Annotated in this window: 14 protein-coding genes; 10 read left to right on the top strand and 4 right to left on the bottom strand. The window is 38.5% G+C overall.

Going from position 1 to position 19,110, the window contains the following annotated elements:
• Nucleotides 1-27 precede the first annotated feature (27 nt).
• Both IPO46_02195 and IPO46_02190 read left to right on the top strand, forming a co-directional pair.
• Entirely contained in the window at nt 28-5,388 is a 5,361-nt protein-coding gene (locus IPO46_02195) for a gliding motility-associated C-terminal domain-containing protein (GenBank protein ID QQS63446.1), read from the top strand.
• Nucleotides 5,389-6,432 (top strand): type IX secretion system membrane protein PorP/SprF, encoded by a 1,044-nt coding sequence (locus IPO46_02190; protein QQS63445.1) that lies wholly within the window; start codon nt 5,389-5,391, stop codon nt 6,430-6,432. It begins immediately after the preceding gene.
• Between the two features lie 3 nt (nt 6,433-6,435).
• Here the strand turns inward: IPO46_02190 and IPO46_02185 are convergent, their stop codons facing one another.
• Both IPO46_02185 and IPO46_02180 read right to left on the bottom strand, forming a co-directional pair.
• Entirely contained in the window at nt 6,436-7,830 is a 1,395-nt protein-coding gene (locus IPO46_02185) for a M56 family metallopeptidase (GenBank protein QQS63444.1), read from the bottom strand.
• A gap of 5 nt (nt 7,831-7,835) precedes the next feature.
• Nucleotides 7,836-8,222 (bottom strand): BlaI/MecI/CopY family transcriptional regulator, encoded by a 387-nt coding sequence (locus IPO46_02180; protein ID QQS63443.1) that lies wholly within the window; start codon nt 8,220-8,222, stop codon nt 7,836-7,838.
• A gap of 290 nt (nt 8,223-8,512) precedes the next feature.
• Here IPO46_02180 and IPO46_02175 point away from each other — a divergent pair, with 290 nt between their 5' ends.
• The 4 genes from IPO46_02175 to rseP all read left to right on the top strand — a co-directional run bounded on the left by IPO46_02175 (nt 8,513) and on the right by rseP (nt 13,786).
• Entirely contained in the window at nt 8,513-9,265 is a 753-nt protein-coding gene (locus IPO46_02175; GenBank protein ID QQS63442.1) for a murein L,D-transpeptidase catalytic domain family protein, read from the top strand.
• A gap of 233 nt (nt 9,266-9,498) precedes the next feature.
• Complete coding sequence (locus tag IPO46_02170; GenBank protein QQS63441.1) at nt 9,499-10,998, top strand: GH3 auxin-responsive promoter family protein; 1,500 nt, start codon at nt 9,499-9,501, stop codon at nt 10,996-10,998.
• 132 nt (nt 10,999-11,130) lie between these two features.
• Entirely contained in the window at nt 11,131-12,291 is a 1,161-nt protein-coding gene (locus IPO46_02165) for a 1-deoxy-D-xylulose-5-phosphate reductoisomerase (protein QQS63440.1), read from the top strand.
• Nucleotides 12,292-12,391: 100 nt separating this feature from the next.
• A complete protein-coding gene (rseP, locus tag IPO46_02160; GenBank protein QQS63439.1) occupies nt 12,392-13,786 on the top strand; it encodes an RIP metalloprotease RseP in 1,395 nt (464 codons plus the stop codon).
• A gap of 7 nt (nt 13,787-13,793) precedes the next feature.
• Here rseP and IPO46_02155 read toward each other — a convergent pair whose 3' ends face one another.
• On the bottom strand, nt 13,794-14,147 hold the full coding sequence (locus IPO46_02155; GenBank protein ID QQS63438.1) for a YraN family protein: 354 nt from the start codon (nt 14,145-14,147) through the stop codon (nt 13,794-13,796).
• A gap of 80 nt (nt 14,148-14,227) precedes the next feature.
• Between IPO46_02155 and IPO46_02150 the strand changes: the two genes are divergently transcribed.
• Both IPO46_02150 and IPO46_02145 read left to right on the top strand, forming a co-directional pair.
• Nucleotides 14,228-14,773, top strand: a complete 546-nt coding sequence (locus tag IPO46_02150) for a hypothetical protein (protein ID QQS63437.1) — start codon at nt 14,228-14,230, stop codon at nt 14,771-14,773.
• Between the two features lie 109 nt (nt 14,774-14,882).
• Nucleotides 14,883-15,587 carry a rhomboid family intramembrane serine protease gene (locus tag IPO46_02145; protein QQS63436.1) on the top strand — a complete coding sequence of 235 codons (705 nt, stop codon included), beginning with the start codon at nt 14,883-14,885 and terminating at the stop codon, nt 15,585-15,587.
• 12 nt (nt 15,588-15,599) lie between these two features.
• On the opposite strand, the gene IPO46_02140 is transcribed toward IPO46_02145, so the two are convergent.
• Nucleotides 15,600-16,313 carry a DUF4230 domain-containing protein gene (locus tag IPO46_02140; protein QQS63435.1) on the bottom strand — a complete coding sequence of 238 codons (714 nt, stop codon included), beginning with the start codon at nt 16,311-16,313 and terminating at the stop codon, nt 15,600-15,602.
• Between the two features lie 102 nt (nt 16,314-16,415).
• Between IPO46_02140 and IPO46_02135 the strand changes: the two genes are divergently transcribed.
• A complete protein-coding gene (locus IPO46_02135; GenBank protein ID QQS63434.1) occupies nt 16,416-17,240 on the top strand; it encodes an MBL fold metallo-hydrolase in 825 nt (274 codons plus the stop codon).
• Between the two features lie 30 nt (nt 17,241-17,270).
• Complete coding sequence (locus IPO46_02130; protein QQS63433.1) at nt 17,271-19,109, top strand: UbiD family decarboxylase; 1,839 nt, start codon at nt 17,271-17,273, stop codon at nt 19,107-19,109.
• Nucleotide 19,110: the final 1 nt, after the last annotated feature.

Below are 19,110 nucleotides of genomic sequence, written 5' to 3'. Positions count from 1 at the left end.
ACTATTAATTTAGTTACATCCACTTAAATGAAAAAAGTTTTACAATTAATTACCTGCTGTTTATTGATTAGTTCAGGCATTTTTGCACAAAATTTTTCCAATAAAGGCAAGGAGTTTTACCTGTGTTTTCCAAACCATGTACCCAGCGCCAATGTTTTGGCAACTTTAAGCATTTGGATAACATCCGACAGGGCCAGTTCCGGAACAATAACTATGGCCAACGGTGCTTTTACAGCAAATTTTAGTATTGCAGCAAATGGCCTTCAACAAATACAGGTACCACATTCAGTGGCGCATATCAGCAATGCCCAATCGGGTATGGTAATTCAAAAGTCAATTAAAGTAAAAGTAAACCCCGGCCAGCCTGCAGTTGTAGCTTATGCACAGCTTTGGGGCCAGGCAAGGAGTGCGGCAACGTTGCTTTTGCCCACATCAGTTTTAGGAAAAAAATACAGGGCAATAAGTTTTACTCAGGATGGGGTAGATGGTTCGGGCCAATTGGCCAGGTCGCAGTTTCAGGTAATTGCCACAAAGCCCAATACATTAGTGAGGGTTACACCAAGATTGAACGGAGTGGTTGGCCCATCATTCGATATTAATTTACCGCTTGCCGGAGATATGTATCAATACCAGGCTACTGAAGATATTACGGGCACATTAATTGAATCTATTGCATCTGGTTCAAACGGATGTTTTCCTATAGCTGTATTTTCGGGCAGCTCAAATATTACATTTGGTAGCGCTACCTGTGCCGGAAGTTCTTACGATCCCTTATTTCAGCAATTATACCCAATTACCACATGGGGCAAAAATTTTGGTTTCATTCCTACGGCAGATTATCCCAACGGAAACGCATTGAGGGTAATGGCATCTGAAGATAATACCACTGTATATTTTAATGGAGTTTTAACTGCAACCTTAAATGCGGGTGATATTTATCCCAATGCTTTTATTTCCAACCCAACCCTTTATACCGGCCCTGTAAATATTACCGCAGATAAGCCGGTATGTGTTGCCCAGTACATGCCTTCGCTGGATTGTGGAGGTGGTGGATATGGTGACCCGGATATGGTAATCCTTAACCCGGTGGAGCAAAATATAAGTGACATTACAATTTTTTCATCAAGCCAGCAAAACATTACACATCAGTATGTAAATATTCTTCTAAAAACTATAGCAATACCTAGTTTTACTATTAATGGCGCTGCACCAAGCGGTACATGGCAGGCATTTGCTGCAATGCCGGGTTATTCTTATTTAAAGCAAATTTTTCCCGGCTCGGGTTCGTATAGGTTAAAGGCAGATAGTGGCTTTAATGCTATTGCTTATGGCTTTGGCACCAATTATGAATCGTATGCATTTTCTGCAGGTACTAATGTTATAGACCTGTACCAAACCGTTGGCGTATCTATGCTTTATGGTATTGAGCCAACACCATCTGTGTGTACTAATTCTCCATTTAAGTTTAAAATTTCATTGCCATATATGGCAGATTCTATAAAATGGGATTTTACCAGTTTGCCCGGTTCTCCGCCAGTGGTTACTACGATATATAATAATCCACCAAGCCCTGCTGTTCCACCAGATTCTATAACCGTAGTAAACGGCAAACAGATTTACTGGTATTCTGCTCCTGCACTTTATACTTTTTTTACGGTAGGCAGTTTCCCGGTAACAATTTATACTTATGCACCTAACCCCGAAGGTTGCGGAACGGAACAGGAATTGAATTTTGACCTCGATATTTCAGATCCGCCGGTTCCCAATATTTCGTTTACCACGCCGGTATGTATTGCCGAAACAGTTCAATTTAATGATATTACGCCACCTGGTACCAAGCCTTTATATAAATGGTATTGGAATTTTGGCGACCCTGGAAGTGGAGTAACCAATCTATCCATTTTACAAAACCCTGCTCATTTATTTTCAACACCCGGAAACCATACCGTACAGTTTTCAACTATCACTACTGCCGGTTGTGTTACAGATACATTGCCTTTTGTAATTAATATACCCGATTTGCCTTCGGCAGGCGTTAGCGGTGCTACAACTGTTTGTTTAAATTCCACTTCACCTGTAATTACATTTACCGGCTCTGGTGGAACGGCGCCTTACATGTTTACGTATAGGTTAAACGGTGGGCCGCTTCAAACGGTTACTACTACTGGTACTTCAAATATTGCTACGGTAACTGTACCTACAGCTACAGCCGGAACTTTTACTTACTCTTTGGTAAAAGTAGAAAATACCGGCTCTGCTCTTTGTGCAAGAAACCAAACCGGAAGCGCACAGGTAATTGTAAAGCCATTGCCCAATGCAGCTTTAAGTGCATCAACAGCATCTGTTTGTCAAAACGGGCCGTTACCCAATATTATTTTTGCAGGCGCAGGTGCTACTGCTCCCTATACATTTACCTATACAATTAATGGTGGAACACCTCAAACCATTTCAACTACTGCAGGCAATGCGGTAAATTTACCGGTTTCCACTGCTAATGCAGGTACCTTTACTTACGCCATTACACAGGTTCAGGAAGGTAGTGCAGTTGCATGTACTAAGCCGGTTACAGGAGTTACAGTTCCTGTTATTGTAAGGGCATTGCCATCAGCTACCATTTCCGGAGATGCCAATGTTTGCCAGAATACAGTATCACCCAATATTACATTTACAGGATCGGGAGCAACAGCGCCTTATACTTTTTCTTATAAAATAAACAGTGGAGCGGTGCAAAGTATTACTACTGTTTCGGGCAATAGTGTAACATTGCCTGTTCCTACTAACACAATCGGCACTTTTAAATATATTTTATTGAGTGTAAGGGAAGGTAGCCCGAATACCTGTTCAAAAACAGTAGCAGATACGGTAACAGTAACGGTGAGCAGGGTACCATCTGCAACAGTTACAGGTACTACAACTATTTGTTTAAACGGTTCAGCGCCTACACTCACTTTTACCGGAAGCAACGGGATACCACCATACAGTTTTTCCTATAACATAAATGGTGGGGCAACTCAAACGGTTTCATCAGCAGCTACTAGTAATACGGCAACAGTTACTGTTCCTGCATCAGTTGCTGCTGTATTGAATTACAATTTAATAAGTGTAACCGATGCAAGCCCGGCTTTATGCAGTAATAATCTCACTTCAGTAGCAACAGTTACTGTAAAAGACCTTCCTGCAGCTACTATTACAGGTACAACTGTTGTTTGTAAAAATGCAATACAACCGCAGGTAATTTTTACTGGCTCCGGTGGCAATGCGCCTTATAAATTTACCTATACATTAAATGGCGGACCAGCATTAACTGCTCAAACCACATCCTCAAGTAATAGTGTAAACATATTGGCGCCTACAAATATTCCGGGTACCTATACTTATACATTACTTGCAGTTACAGAAGGCAGCGCTAATCAATGTAACAGGACTTATACAACAGGTAATACTACAATTATTACCGTTAATCCACTGCCTGCGGCAAACATTAGCGGAAATGCATCCGTTTGTCAAAATGCAACACAGCCTTTAATAACCTTTACAGGAACCGGCGGCTCTACACCATATACTTTTACTTATACTTTAAATGGAGGTACGCCTCAAACTATCAATACAGCTGGAAGCAATACTTCAGTTACTTTATCTGTACCCACAATGGTAGATGGAATATTTAATTATAACCTGGTAAATGTAAAAGATGGAAGTGCAACACATTGTTTACAAAACCAAACCGGGTTAGTTTCTGTTACCGTTTGGAAATTGCCGGATGCAGCATTTACCTGGGCGCCAATTACCTGCGAAAAAGAAGCAATTGTATTTAATGCAAATACATCTGTAGCCAATGCCGGAACCATTACCGGTTATAGCTGGAATTTTGGCGACCCGTCAAGCGGTACTTTAAATAATATTACGGCTGCTGTGCCAACAGCTTCTCATATTTTTAACAGCCCCGGTAATTACACCATAAAGTTAACCGTAACTACAAGTAATGGATGTATAAGTTTGGTTAAACAACAAACCATTACTATAAATAAAAACCCCGTTGCAGGATTTGTGATGCCTGAAGTTTGCCTGCTGGATGCATTTGCCCAATTTACAGATACAAGCCATGCACCTGCAGGTAGTGTAATTCAGCAAGTGCTTTGGAATTTTGGCGATGCTGCAAATTCCACTCCTTCAAATCCCAATACGGCGGCGGGCTCTGTGGTACAACATACCTACAGTTTAGTAGGGCCATACAATGTGCAGCAAATTGTAATTACCGATAAAGGTTGCAGAGATACCTTACTGCCTTTGCCAGTTTTATTTATCAATAGCGGCGATCCACAGGCACATTTGGTATCGGTGAGCGGCAATAATTATTGCGCTTACGATACAGTTGCCATAAAAAATATTTCAACAATTACTACAGGTAGCATTACCCGTATAGAACTCTTTTGGGATTATGCCGGTGCGCCTGCTGTTTCTGAAATAGATGAAACCCCATTTATTAATAAAGTGTACCAGCATAAATTTCCTGAGTTTAATACACCATCTTCAAAAACTTACCAGGTGAGGATGATTGCTTACTCAGGCAGCACCTGTTTTACCGAAGAAACTTTGCCCTTAACAGTACATGCCAAGCCCAAACTAAAGTTTGATGATTTGCCTTTGGTATGTTTAACCGATCCTGCATTTCAAATAGTGCAGGCGAGCGAAACTACGGGAATGCCGTCAGCTTCTACCGGTACAATTTTTAGCGGCAATGGCGTTTCAGCTTTCGGCGTGTTTAATCCTTTAGTTGCCGGTGCAGGAAACCATATCATGCAATATACATTTACATCAGTGGCAGGTTGTGTAGATTCTATTAGCAAAACAATTACCGTTTATCCAATGCCTGCAGTTGATGCAGACCGAGGACAAGAGTGGGTGATGCTGGAAGGCGGTACGTTAATGCTGGATCCGTTTGTTACCGGAAATAGCCTTTCTTATTTATGGACAAATAATTTAAGCATCAGTAATAGCTTCCTCAATAATAGTACTATTAAAAACCCATTGGTAAAAGCAACAGATGATATTGTATATACCTTAACTGTAACGGCATCCGGAAACTGTAAAGCGAGTGACGATGTATTGGTAAAAATATTAAAAGCGCCGAGGATACCCAATACATTTTCACCGAATGGAGATGGTATAAATGATAAATGGGTGATAAAATACCTGGATACTTATCCCGAATGTAAAATAAAAGTATTTACCAGGGCAGGGCAAAAAGTTTATGAATCCAATGGCTATAAAATCCCCTGGAACGGCACTATGAACGGCAAATCTTTGCCCATTGATACTTACTATTATATTATTGAACCTGGCAGTGGCCGCAAACCTTATTCAGGTTATGTTACCATTGTAAAATAAATGAACTTATCTGTGAAGAAGATAATTGTTGTGTTTTTTGCTGTAGTGATTTGTATTGTTGGTTTTGCACAGTCAAAGCCTTATTTTACCCAGTATGTTTTAAATAATTATATACTTAATCCAGCAGTTACCGGTATTGAAAATTATGTAGATTTAAAAGTGAGTAACCGCAACCAATGGTCGGCTATTGAAGGCCATCCCCGTACAACTTATATCAGTATTCATGGGCCAATTGGTAAAACAGATTATCGTACAAGCGCAACATCCTTTGCTGTTCCCGGTGAAAACCCAAGAGGAAAAAGTTATTGGGAAGTATACACGGCGCCAAGCCCACACCATGGTATTGGGTTTATTGGCATGAATGATAAAACGGGCTATTTCAATCGCTGGAGCGCTTATGCAACGTATGCATATCATAAACCTATTAGCGTTAAAACCACGTTGAGCTTGGGTTTTCAGGCAGGCGTAAGCAGCATTCAATTAGATCAAAGCAAAGTGGTATGGGCCGATCCGGGAGTATATGATCCCGCTATTGGAACAACCAGTGGCACTATTAATAAAATTAAACCTGAGTTAGGCGCCGGGCTCTGGTTGTATTCTGCAAAATATTTTGCCGGGCTTTCGGTTTTAAATATTATTCCTGGTAAAGTTTCTTTTGGCGAAAAAAACGATCGGTCAACTTATTTTGAACCCAATTATTTTTTTACTGCTGGCTACCGCTTGTGGTTAAGTGATGATGTAAGTTTAATGCCTTCTGCAATGATACAGTATTGGAAGCCCCAGTTATTTGGTGTGCATGTAAATGCAAAAGTTCAGTATATGGATAAATTTTGGGTGGGTGGCGCTTACCGGTATGGGGATTTAGTAGCAGGGTATTCGGCAATGGCAGGCATACTGGTATCTAATACATTTAATATAAGCTATGCTTACGAATCTGCTACTACCAATCAAATGCGTGCCTATACCGGGCAAACGCATGAAATAATGCTTGGCTTTTTACTCAATAATAAATACGGCGATAGTTGCCCCAGGAATATTTGGTAGCCTTTAATAATAGTGTTGCAAAGTAGTATCTATATTTTGATGTACACTATCTTCCGCTTTTTTATTTTCAACCATCCACAATAGCGTAATTTCCCATTTGCCGTTTTTATAACTCATTTTGTAAGATCGGGTAATGGAGTTTCCCCCGGCTGTTTCTTCACTCACAATAATTTCAGTAACACTATCTGCTTGTGCAATATAATTTACGGGCACTAAGTTGTAGTAAGCATCATGTTCAATTTCGCCAGTAGGCTTTGTTCTCTTTTCTTTTGATGCAGTTTGACTAACAGCTACTGTATTACTCCTGCTTTTGCTGCTTAACGTTATTTTAGGTAGGGTAGGTATAACATAATCTGTTGATAAAATTTCCGGCATTGAAATTTCTGAATTAAATGGAAGCGCAGTGCGAATGAATGATGACGATACTGTTTTAATTTCTTTATTTTCTGTGGGTAAAATAACCGCCAATAATAATGTTATAAAGGTTAAAGAAAGCAAAGGAACTATCACCAGCTTTCTTTTGGGTAAAAAATGATTATTGGTATCGGTAAAGAATAAAATACGGTGGAGCAGTAAACCCTCTTTTTGTGCGGCAGTTATGGAAAAAGCATTTGCAAATAAATGTTGTGCTGCCGATTTATATAATGCATTTGCATAGTGCAAAGGCGAATAATATTTTTTCATCACTTCTACATCGCAGGAAAGTTCCCTGTTTTTTCTTATTTCGCTTGCCAGCAATTTTATAAAAGGGTTAAAGAAATATAAGGTTTCTATTATCAATAAAATCCAGTTTAGCAAAAAATCATTTTGTTTAATATGTGCAAGTTCATGAATAATTAATGCTTCGGTTTCTTCAATGGTTAAATGGTTTGCCAGGGAAATGGGCAGCAAAATTACCGGTTTTAAAAAGCCGTATGTGAGCGGGGAGTGGATATGTGGGCTATGCCAAATTTTTACTCTTTTTGTAATACCCATACTTTTTGCCATAGCATGAGTAAAAAAACTGATGTCGGCTCCAGGTTTTAATAAAGAGTTGCCACAATGCTTTTTAAATTGATCCCATTGGTAAAAAAGGAAAAGCAGCTTTAAAAATACAATGCCAAAGTAAACTACAATTAAGTAACCTGAAAAACGGTTTAGTAAGGTGGAGCCGGAGAAACTAACCCAGGCACCCCATTGCCCATTTATATGAATAGAATTATTAAAATAAATAAACAGAAAAGTAAAAAGGCTTACAAAAACTTGCAGTAGTAGCAATAAAATTGCAGAGTCTCTTTTTGCCGCCGGGTGAGTGTGCGGCATTAATTTGTTTGCAAAATAATAAACGCTTAAAATTAAAAATGCCTGCCAGGCAGAGTGCAAAGTTGTTATAATAAAACTATGGGCAAAATGCTCCATGCTGTTTATTTTTTAGTTTTTAATTCCTTTAAAAGTTCTTCTATTTTTATCAGTTCTTCGTTGCTGGGGTGGCAGCTGCCCAGCGCCTGCAAAACCAGTTGTGCCGGCGAACCCGAAAATAAACTGTTCACCATTTTACTTACGAGTTGCTTTTGGGTTTTTTCCCTGCTTACGGCAGGCTCATACACATGTACTTTGCAGCTACTGTCCCTTGTTAGTAGTTTTTTGTCTAACATTATTTGCATAAATTTTAAAGTAGTAGTGTACCCGGTTGGTTTGGTTTTACTAATTTCATCATGAACAGTACGAACCGATGATTTACCATATTTCCATAATATGGATAAAATTTCCAGTTCGCTCTCAGTAGGGCGGGGAATTGCTTGTGTATTCATTTTACGATTAATTTCGTATGCAATGTATGAAATAATTCGTATTTGATGTATTGGGTTTTCTTAATTTATTTTGTTTAAAAAAAATCAGGGCAAGCAAATTTTACTTTTATAAATAGCTGGTTAATAAAATGTTAAAGGTTTAAGTAAACCTTAACAAACCAAACGGGGCAATTATTGTTAATTGAGAGTAATTTTGTACTCGATTTTTTTCTACATAAACTTTCAATTTTTAAAAGCCTATAAGCAGAACTTCTACATAATTTTTTTACGGTTTTGTTGTTAATTCAAGTATGATGAAGTTTTGTGTTCAACCTGCTAATATATTGGGGTTATTGGCTATAGTTGCCATATTACATACACCGTTTGTATTAAAGTCGGCAAAAGCTAATTTTCCCGATTATGCCAATGATGTATCAGCAAACTTACCCGCTGTTAACAATAATGGCCCATTCCGTATTATATATGATAGCTTAAGGCTTTCGGCAAAAGGCCTTGCAAGCGAAGCATTTGATAATGCCATAGCTGGATATACTATATTAAGAGAAAATGGGGAGCTGGATAAAGATGATATACTTACCATTGCAGATTTTACTCAGCTTTCTTCCCAAAAAAGACTTTTTGTGATTGATTTAAAAAACTGCAAGCTGCTTTATAATACCTATGTGGCCCATGGCGAAAATTCTGGTAAAGGAATGGCAACTTTATTTTCCAATAAAAATGAAAGCCTGCAAAGCAGCCCGGGGTTTTATGTAACCGCCGGAACCTTTGATGGAAAACATGGTTTTTCCATGAAGTTGAAAGGCATGGAAAAAAATATTAATGATAAAGCCGAGGAAAGGGGCATCATCATGCACAGTGCAAATTATGTGAGTGAAACATTTATCCGCTCCCACGGTTACCTTGGCCGTAGCTGGGGTTGCCCGGCGGTTTCAAAAGAAATGAATAAGCCCATAATATCTAAAATAAAAAATGGTAGTTGCCTTTTTATTTACAGTAAATGTAAAAATTATTTTAAGCAATCGGCTTTATTAAAATCTGTATAAGTTATTACTCCTGGGAAAACCATTGATCAAGTAAAATGTAATATCTAAGATTTCCCCTCGTTTTTGAGGGGTTTTCTTTTCCCTTCACCCGGCCACAATTAAAACTATCAGGCGTCCAAGTTTGTTTTAGTATTAATCTATTTATTTCAATGGGTAATTTTGTTAAACATAACGTAGTTGTATAAAAATTACCGAAATTTGCATAACGATTGTTCGCCTAAATATATGTCTTGATGAAAATTAAATCTTTGCTGGTAAAGCCCTTTGCCACCTATACGGCCAAGCAAATTAAAAAGGGAATGGCCACTGCCCTTGAAGACCAGCAAAACCTTTTTAATGAATTAATAAAAACCGGCGCTAAAACAGAGTTTGGGAAAGCACATGATTTTGCTTCTATAAAAACATACGCAGATTTTAGCCAAAAAGTACCCATTAGAGATTATGAAGGCTTTCGCTCTTACATTGAAAAAATTAAAGAAGGGAAGCATAATATTTTATGGAAAGGCTTGCCGCTTTATTTTGCAAAAACCAGTGGTACCACCAGTGGCTTAAAATATATTCCTATTACCAAAGACAGTATAGATAACCATATCAATACGGCCCGTAATGCATTGCTTTGTTATATGGCCGAAACGGGCAATACAGCTTTTGCCAATGGTAAAATGATTTTTTTAAGCGGTTCGCCAGTTTTGGAAAGAATAGGCGGCATACCTACGGGCAGGCTTAGCGGCATAGTAAACCATCATGTGCCCCGTTACCTGCGGTCCAACCAATTGCCAACTTACGAAACTAATTGTATTGAAGACTGGGAAGAAAAACTCAGTAAAATTATAGATGAAACCATCAATCAAAATATGTCGCTTATTAGTGGTATACCGCCATGGATGCAAATGTATTTTGATGAACTGGAAGCCCGTTCCGGTAAAAAAATTGGAGCGCTGTTTCCTAATTTTAGTGTAATGGTACAAGGCGGTGTAAACTTTGCACCGTATAAAGCAAAATTAATGGAGAGCATTGGCCGCAAGGTGGATATAATTGAACTCTACCCGGCAAGCGAAGGTTTTTTTGCTTTCCAGGATACGCAAAAAGGGCCGGGTATGTTATTGAACAGTAACAGCGGTATTTTCTTTGAATTTGTACCTTTGGAAGAATTGGGAAAAGAAAACCACAGGCGTATAATGCTTAAAGATGTGGCAGAAGGCGTAAATTATGCACTCATCATTAGCAGTAATGCAGGTTTATGGGCTTATAATATTGGCGATACAATAAAATTTGTTAGTACAAAGCCTTACCGGCTTGTGGTTACCGGCCGCACCAAGCATTTTATTTCGGCATTTGGCGAGCATGTAATTGCAGAAGAAGTAGAAGAAGCACTGCTTGGGGCAATAGAAAAAGAAAATATTGCCATAAGGGAATTTACCGTTGCACCCATGGTAACTGCCGATAAAGGAAAAAGTTTTCATCAATGGTTTGTAGAATTTGAAAATGCGCCAACAGATATTACCGCCTTTGCAGAAAAAGTAGATGAAAACCTTTGTAAGAAAAATGTGTATTACCAGGATCTTATTTCAGGAAATATTTTACAACGCCTTAAAATTACCCCGGTAAGAAAAAACGGTTTTGCCGATTACATGAAAAGCATTGGTAAACTGGGCGGTCAAAATAAAGTACCCAGGTTGAGTAACGACAGAAAAATAGCCGAGGACCTGGAAAAATTTGTTTTCGGTAATTAATAAAAGCAAATAGACAATTTTACCGGATTAATTATTAGTTGCCCTTTGCAAATTTCATTCAGTTTAAAGGTCAGTAGGGCGTTTGCTTAAATAGCAATACATCGTTATCTTTACCCGTATTCAATTTCACTTATGCACGCAAAAAAAAGGATTGCTGTTTTTGGCTCAACAGGTTCTATAGGCACACAGGCGCTGGATGTAGTGCGTTCGCATCCCGAACTTTTTGAAGTAACAATTCTTACCGCTCAAACCAATGATGAATTATTGCTGCAACAGGCTATGGAATTTAAACCGGCCCTGGTAGTAATTGGCGATGATTCAAAATACACAAAACTAAAAGCAGACCTTGCATCAACCAATATAAAAGTGGTTTCCGGAGAAGAGGCCTTAGTAGATGCTGCGGCCTTAGATAGCTATGATGTAATGCTTGCTGCAATTGTGGGCTTTGCAGGGCTTAAGCCTACATTAAAAGCGGTTGAAAAAGGTAAAATGATTGCTTTAGCCAATAAAGAAACCCTTGTGGTTGCCGGCGATGTAGTAATGCATAAGGCTTTTGAAAATAAATCGCCAATATTGCCTGTGGACAGTGAGCACTCCGCCATATTTCAATGCCTGGTAGGCGAGGCGAGAAACCCTATAGAAAAAATTATTCTTACGGCAAGTGGCGGCCCTTTTTTAGGTAAAAAACCCAACTTCCTGGTAAATGTAAAACGAGATCATGCATTGCAACATCCCAATTGGACTATGGGGGCAAAAATTACTATTGACTCTGCCACTTTAATGAATAAGGGCCTGGAAATGATAGAAGCAAAATGGTTATTCAATTTGCAGCCCAGCCAGGTAGAAGTAGTGATACATCCACAAAGCATTGTTCATAGCCTGGTGCAATTTGCCGATGGCAGCATTAAAGCACAAATGGGGTTGCCCGATATGAAATTGCCCATACAATATGCTTTAGGTTTCCCTAGCAGGCTTAAAAATGATTTTCCCCGCTTTAATTTTCGCAAATATTCAAGCCTTACTTTTGAAGAACCCGATTTTAAAACCTTTCGCAACCTTGCACTGGCAGCAGAAGCATTGGAGAAAGGGGGAAATATGCCCTGCATCCTCAATGCAGCCAACGAAATTGCCGTGTGGGCATTTCTTAAAAACCGTATTGGATTTTTAGATATTACTGCCGTTGTGGAAAAAACTATGCAAAAAGTTAACTTTATTGCAAAACCTAACCTGGAGGAATATTTTGACAGCGACGGCGAGGCACGTAACTTTGCAGCCTCAATGATGAAATTATAAAAATATGAATGTGTGGGTAAGCCGATTTTCAATTATTAATGCCGGAGTAGTAAATTTTATTCCCACATCAGCCTTATTCATTTAAAAAATAATTTACCTGATGAATTTAGATACCATTTTTTTGGCAATTAACTGGAGTAGTGTAGGGCTAAAAGTAGCCCAACTGTTATTGTCATTATCCATACTGGTTATATTACATGAATTTGGCCATTACATTACAGCAAAATGGTTTAAATGCCGGGTAGAAAAATTTTATCTTTTTTTTGATCCCTGGTTTTCGTTATTTAAAAAGAAAATTGGTGAAACCGTTTACGGTATTGGCTGGTTGCCCCTGGGCGGTTATGTAAAAATTGCGGGAATGGTGGATGAAAGCATGGATAAAGAGCAATTAAAACTCCCACCGCAACCTTATGAGTTCCGCAGTAAGCCGGCCTGGCAAAGATTGATCATAATGATTGGCGGCGTAACCGTAAATATTATCCTTGCTTTTTTAATTTATGCCATGATATTGATGGTATGGGGAGAAAAGAAAGTGCCGGTATCTTCTTTAAAATACGGTATTACTTTTAACGATTCTATTTTTTATAGCCTTGGGTTTAAAAATGGCGACAGAATTTTAAATGTAGATGGAAAAACAATTGATGATTATAATAAAATTTTAAAAAAACTATTGGTAGTTGACCATAAAGTTTTAATAGAAAGAGATGGAAAAGAAATGGAATTAATAATGCCACAGGATTTAATTGGTCAACTGGTAGAAAAAAGAAAAAAAAGCGATGGGCCGCTCATAAGTCCAAGGGTTCCTTCTTTAGTAACCGAAGTAAACGATACCAGTATGGTGTATAAGGCCGGGCTACGCAAAGGCGATTACATAACGGCTATTGACAGCATACCGGCACAATATATGGATGAGCTTAGGAACATTGCCGCAACTCATAAAAGTACACAAGTTGTTTTACAGGTAAACCGGGCTGGAAGTAACGTAAGCATCCCTGCTAAAATTTCTAATGAAGGCAAAATTGGTTTTGCAGGTATTGCCTTTGTAGAGCAAATGGACAGCCTGGGCATATTAAAATATTCAGTTCGTAAATATGGTTTTTTTGAATCCTTGCCTGCAGGCGTTCGACGGGCAGGTGAGGAATTGGTTTTTTATATTGATCAGTTTAAAAAAATACTTTCACCATCAACCGGCGCTTATAAAGGTGTGGGTGGTTTTAAAGCCATGGGTTCCGTATTTAGCGGCGATACCTGGGATTGGGAACATTTTTGGACCATTACGGCATTCTTTTCCATTGTTCTGGCATTTATGAATTTATTGCCCATTCCAGCACTCGATGGCGGCCATGTATTATTTACACTTATTGAAATGGTTACCGGCCGTAAACCCAGCGATAAATTTTTAGAGTATGCACAAATTGGTGGAATGATTATCCTTTTGCTGCTGATGCTTTATGCAAATGGAAACGACTGGTTTGGATGGGGAAAAGGAAGATAGCGAAGGGTTATAAATAAACATCTTCAATAAAAAAATATTTAGCATTATCTTTTTGCATCGTAATAGCCAATACATCAAACTGAATTCTTTTTTGAGTAGGGTAGCGGTTTAAATATTCTACTGATGCATTTAAGAGGTTTTCAATTTTTTTTAAAGAAACGGATTCTTCAGGCAATCCATAATTTTGGGATGATCGGCTTTTTACTTCAATAAAATGGAGCAGGTTGTCTTTTTCTGCAATTATATCCACTTCAAGCCTTTTGTGCCTCCAGTTTTTTTCCAAAATGGTAAAGCCTTTTTTTTCTAACCAGTCCGCTGCCAGTTTTTCCCCAGTTTTGCCGGTTTCGTTATGCCATGCCATCCTTAAAAATATCTAATTTAATTATCTATACTTCAAATTATTTTATTATTACTTATTTTTGCAGTAAAATAATAGTTGAGATGAAAAAACAAAATTCATTTTTTTGGATTGCATTAATAATGATATTGATGGCTGCCTTAATGCGGCTTTGGATATATCCTGCAAATTTTAGCCCTGTAATAGCCATGGCTTTGTTTGGCGGGGCTGTTTTTAAAGATAAAAAAATGGCATTTCTTTTACCCTTGCTGGCAATGTTTATCTCCGATGCTGCAATGGAATACTCTGGTATTGCTACAGGCTTTTGGGGATGGGGACAAGTGGCCGGCTATTGCATTTTAGGCTTAATAACCATTTTGGCCTTTAGCATGAAAAAGATAAATGTGAAAAATGTATTGCTCTATGCCATTGGCGCATCGTTGTTTTTTTATATGCTGAGCAATGCCACAGTTTGGATTTTCGACAGCCATCAAATGTATGCAAGAAACTGGCAGGGTTTTGTGAATTGTATGGTTGCAGGCATCCCCTTTATTAAAAATACCCTTATGGCCACATTGGTTTTTAGTGGGGTATTGTTTGGCGGGTATGCTTTGTTATCGTCAAAATTCACTTCGGTGCAACCAGTATAAAATATATTTCATGAAATTTTATTTTCCCTCTTTAGCCGGAGGGATTTTTGTTTTATACCTGTTGAAAAATGTAACTTACATAATAATTTAACCGGTTAAAATTTTTGCCATGATTCCAATAGGCGACGATAACAGTGCAAATACTATAAGGCCCTATGTAAACTACATTTTAATAGCAGCTAATATCCTGGTATTTATTCTTTTTCAGAGTATGGGAAGCAACCAGGCTTTTGTTATGAGCTTTTCTACGGTTCCTCAGGAAATTATTACGGGCAGCGATATAGTTGGCGGGCCAGCAGGATTGTTACCCACACCAATACCTGTATTGGGTACAATATTTACAGCTATGTTTATGCACGGCAGTATTGCGCATATTGCAGGTAATATGCTCTACTTATGGATTTTTGGCGATAACCTCGAAAACCGAATGGGACATGCAAAATATCTGGCTTTTTACTTGATTTGCGGAATTTTGGCAACCCTTGCTCATGTATATGCTTCGCAAGCTTTGGGCAGGGATATGTTGATACCAAGCCTTGGCGCTTCTGGTGCAATTTCAGGCGTACTGGGAGGTTACCTTATACTTTTTCCCCGAAACAAGGTAAGAGTAATTGCATTAAATATTATTATTAACGTACCGGCTATTGTAAGCCTGGGTATTTGGATAGTAATGCAACTCGTTAGCAGTATGAGTATGTTTGGCGGAGAAGGGAGCCAGGGTGGTGTAGCTTATGCTGCGCACATCGGGGGTTTTATTGCAGGTATGATACTGGTGAAATTTTTTACAACAGCTGCTGCTTTGGAAACACGGTAATGCCTATTCACCTTATGCGCTTTCTTTTTTTAAAGTAGTGATTTTATAACTGTCTTCAAGCGTCCATTTATTGGATTGTAGTATTTCGGGGAGCAAAGTACGCATTTGTTCTGCCGCCATTTTAGATAAATCACTATTGAGCGCTGCAATTTCCACTTGCTTTTTACCATTTTGCTGGATTTTTGATAAATCATCACGGCTAAACATGTCAAAAATATTTTCTTCCATGTTGTAATATTTATAATCGGTTTCAATAGAGAGTATTTCTGCTTCGGGAAATTCAATCAGCTTTATTTTTTTATTAATTTCGTCAACTTCCCATTTCATTTTTTCAAAATTAAAACCTACCAACACTTTGGCTTTAATAATAACCAGGGCTTTTTTGGTAGAGGGCAGGATGCCCAGCAATTTTTTGGTTTCTTCATAATTATACAGCTCATTAAATTGTCCTTCGGCACATACAATTTTAAAAACCTTTCTTACGCTTTCCACTACAGTATGGCTACTTTCAATTATTTGTTTTTTGCCACGGGCATTCATCCGCAATAAAATGTACATTAAGGTGCCGCCAAGAAGCAGGCCTGTAATTAATATAGGCACTATACTATTATTGCCCTGTATTGTTGCAGGGCGGAAAAACAAAGCATAAAAATTACCAATAATGTACAAGGCAAGCAGCGCCGCCAATACCCATAAAATTGTTTTCCAGTGTTTAAAAGGAAACATAGTTGCCGGTTTTGTGCAAAGTAACGAAATGTGCCGTTTTGTTAGCGTTTTAAAAATTGTAATAAATATTTTTACTGCTGAAAAATTTGTTTCTTTGCATCCATGGCTTTGTATTTTGCATCTCTCAACTCTGGCAGCAACGGAAATTGTTATTATGTAGGTAACGATATGGATGCGGTTTTGGTAGATGTAGGCATTTCTTGCCGTGAAACCGAGAAACGGTTGAAACAACTTCAACTGGACGTTAAAAAAATTAAGGCGGTTTTTGTTTCCCACGAACATACCGATCACATTAAAGGGGTTTCGGTTTTTTCCAATAAATACAACTTGCCCGTTTTTATAACCCATAAAACAGCTAAGAAGGGACCTTTTTTAATTGGACATTTAGCTAAAAATTTTAAGGCCGATACACCGGTACAAATAGGCAGCATAAGCATTACTGCTTTTGCCAAACAGCATGATGCCGATGATCCGCATAGTTTTGTAGTAAGCAGTAAAAATGTACATGTGGGCGTGTTTACCGATATTGGAAAAGTATGTGATAAGGTGAGTTATTATTTTAAGCAATGCCATGCGGTATTTTTAGAATCTAATTACGATGATGCTATGTTGGAAAATGGTACTTACCCGCTGCATTTAAAAAACCGGATACGGGGAGGGCAGGGCCATTTAAGCAACAGCCAGTCGCTTGAATTATTTTTGAATTGCAGACCGGCATTTATGACCCATTTATTGCTTTCGCATTTATCAAAAGAAAATAACCATCCCGATTTGGCGCTGTCTGTATTTAAACCCCACGCAGGTAATGTAAATATTGCAGTAGCTCCAAGGCATGATGTTTCTGAATTATATTGTATTGCACATGCAGAAGAAAAAAAAATGCATTACCGTGCAAAGCCTGTGCAAATGGGTTTATTTCCCGGATAGGGTTTTCATTTTTACCTTAAAAAATTTTTCATGGCATACCGTTCATTGCAGCAATGTTTAACCGACCTGGAAAAACAAAAAATGCTCATTAGGGTTAAGGAAGAAGTGGATCCGCATTTGCAAATGGCGGCCATTCATTTAAGGGTGCATGAAGCAGGCGGGCCAGCGCTGCTTTTTGAAAAAGTAAAAGGCACAAAGTTTACGGCGGCTTCAAATATTTTCGGCACCATGGAGAGGAGCCGTTATATTTTTCGGGATACTTTGCATACCGTTCAGCAACTAATTGAATTAAAGAATAACCCTATAAAAGCATTAAAGAGCCCTATTAAAAATTTTACCGCCGGTCTTACTTCAGTTTATGCGTTGCCTTTAAAAAACCCATTTTGTAAACCTGTTTTCTACCAGGAAATAAGCATAGCTGATTTGCCTTTGATAAAACATTGGCCAATGGATGGAGGTGCGTTTGTAACTCTTCCGCAGGTTTATACCGAAGATGCGGATCAGCCAGGAATCGCTCATTCCAATTTGGGCATGTACCGTATCCAGTTAAACGGAAATGAATATGTGCTAAATGAAGAAGTAGGATTACATTATCAAATACACCGGGGAATTGGCGTTCACCAGTCAAAGGCAAATAATAAAGGCATTCCCTTAAAAGTAAGTGTATTTATAGGTGGGCCACCTGCACATTCTGTTGCGGCGGTAATGCCATTACCGGAAGGTATGAGCGAATTGATGTTTGCAGGTGTGTTGGGCGGCAGAAGGTTTAGGTATTGTTATAAAAACGGATATTGTATAAGCACAGATGCCGACTTTGTAATAACCGGTGAAGTGTTGCCCGGAGATAATAAACCCGAAGGCCCATTTGGCGATCACCTGGGTTATTACAGTTTAAAGCATCCATTCCCGGTAATGAAAGTAAAAAAAGTGTATGCTAAAAAAAATGCCATTTGGCCTTTTACCGTTGTAGGAAGGCCGCCACAGGAAGATACCAGTTTTGGAAGTTTAATTCATCATATAAGTAATACCGAGTTACAAAAAATAATTCCGGGTTTAAAAGAAATTAATGCCGTAGATGCCGCCGGTGTTCATCCTTTGTTACTGGCTATTGGCAGCGAAAGGTACACGCCCTTTATGCCAGTAAAGTGCCCGGCAGAATTACTTACAATTGCCAACCGTATTATAGGAACGGGGCAACTGAGCCTTGCAAAATTTTTATGGATAACCGCTGATGATTCAAATAAATTAAGCATTAAAGATATTGCCATGTTTTTTCAATATATGCTGGAGCGAATTGATTTTTGCAGGGATGTTCATTTTTACAGTAATACCAGTATTGATACTTTGGATTATTCCGGCAGCGGCTTAAACAGCGGGAGCAAAGTGGTATTTGCTGCCTATGGCGATAAAAAAAGGGAGTTGGCAGGCATTTTGCCAGGAGATTTTAAAAATATAAGCTTTTTGCAAAATGTACTTATGATAATGCCGGGAATTGCCGTTCTGCAAATAAACCCTTTTTCTACTTACGAAAAAGTAAATACAGAAATGCAGGAACTGGAAAACCAGTTGGCAATACAAAAGGAAGGGTTAGTAAACCTGCCACTCATTATTGTAGCAGATGATGCTTCATTTACTGCCCAAACTTTAAATAATTTTTTATGGGTAACCTTTACCCGTTGCAACCCATCGCATGATATTTATGGCGTAGATAATTTTACCATCAATAAGCATTGGGGTTGCAATGGCCCGTTAATTATTGATGCAAGGATAAAACCCCATCATGCACCAGCATTAATAAAAGATGAAGCTACAGAGCGTAGTATTAACCCAATATTTGAAAAGGGCGGGAGTTTATACGGAGTTATTTAAC

The sequence above is a fragment of the Chitinophagaceae bacterium genome, from assembly GCA_016699815.1.
GTDB lineage: Bacteria > Bacteroidota > Bacteroidia > Chitinophagales > Chitinophagaceae > Ferruginibacter.
The sequence above is the reverse complement of the archived record's forward strand: the minus strand, read 5'-3'. Positions and strand labels throughout refer to the sequence as shown.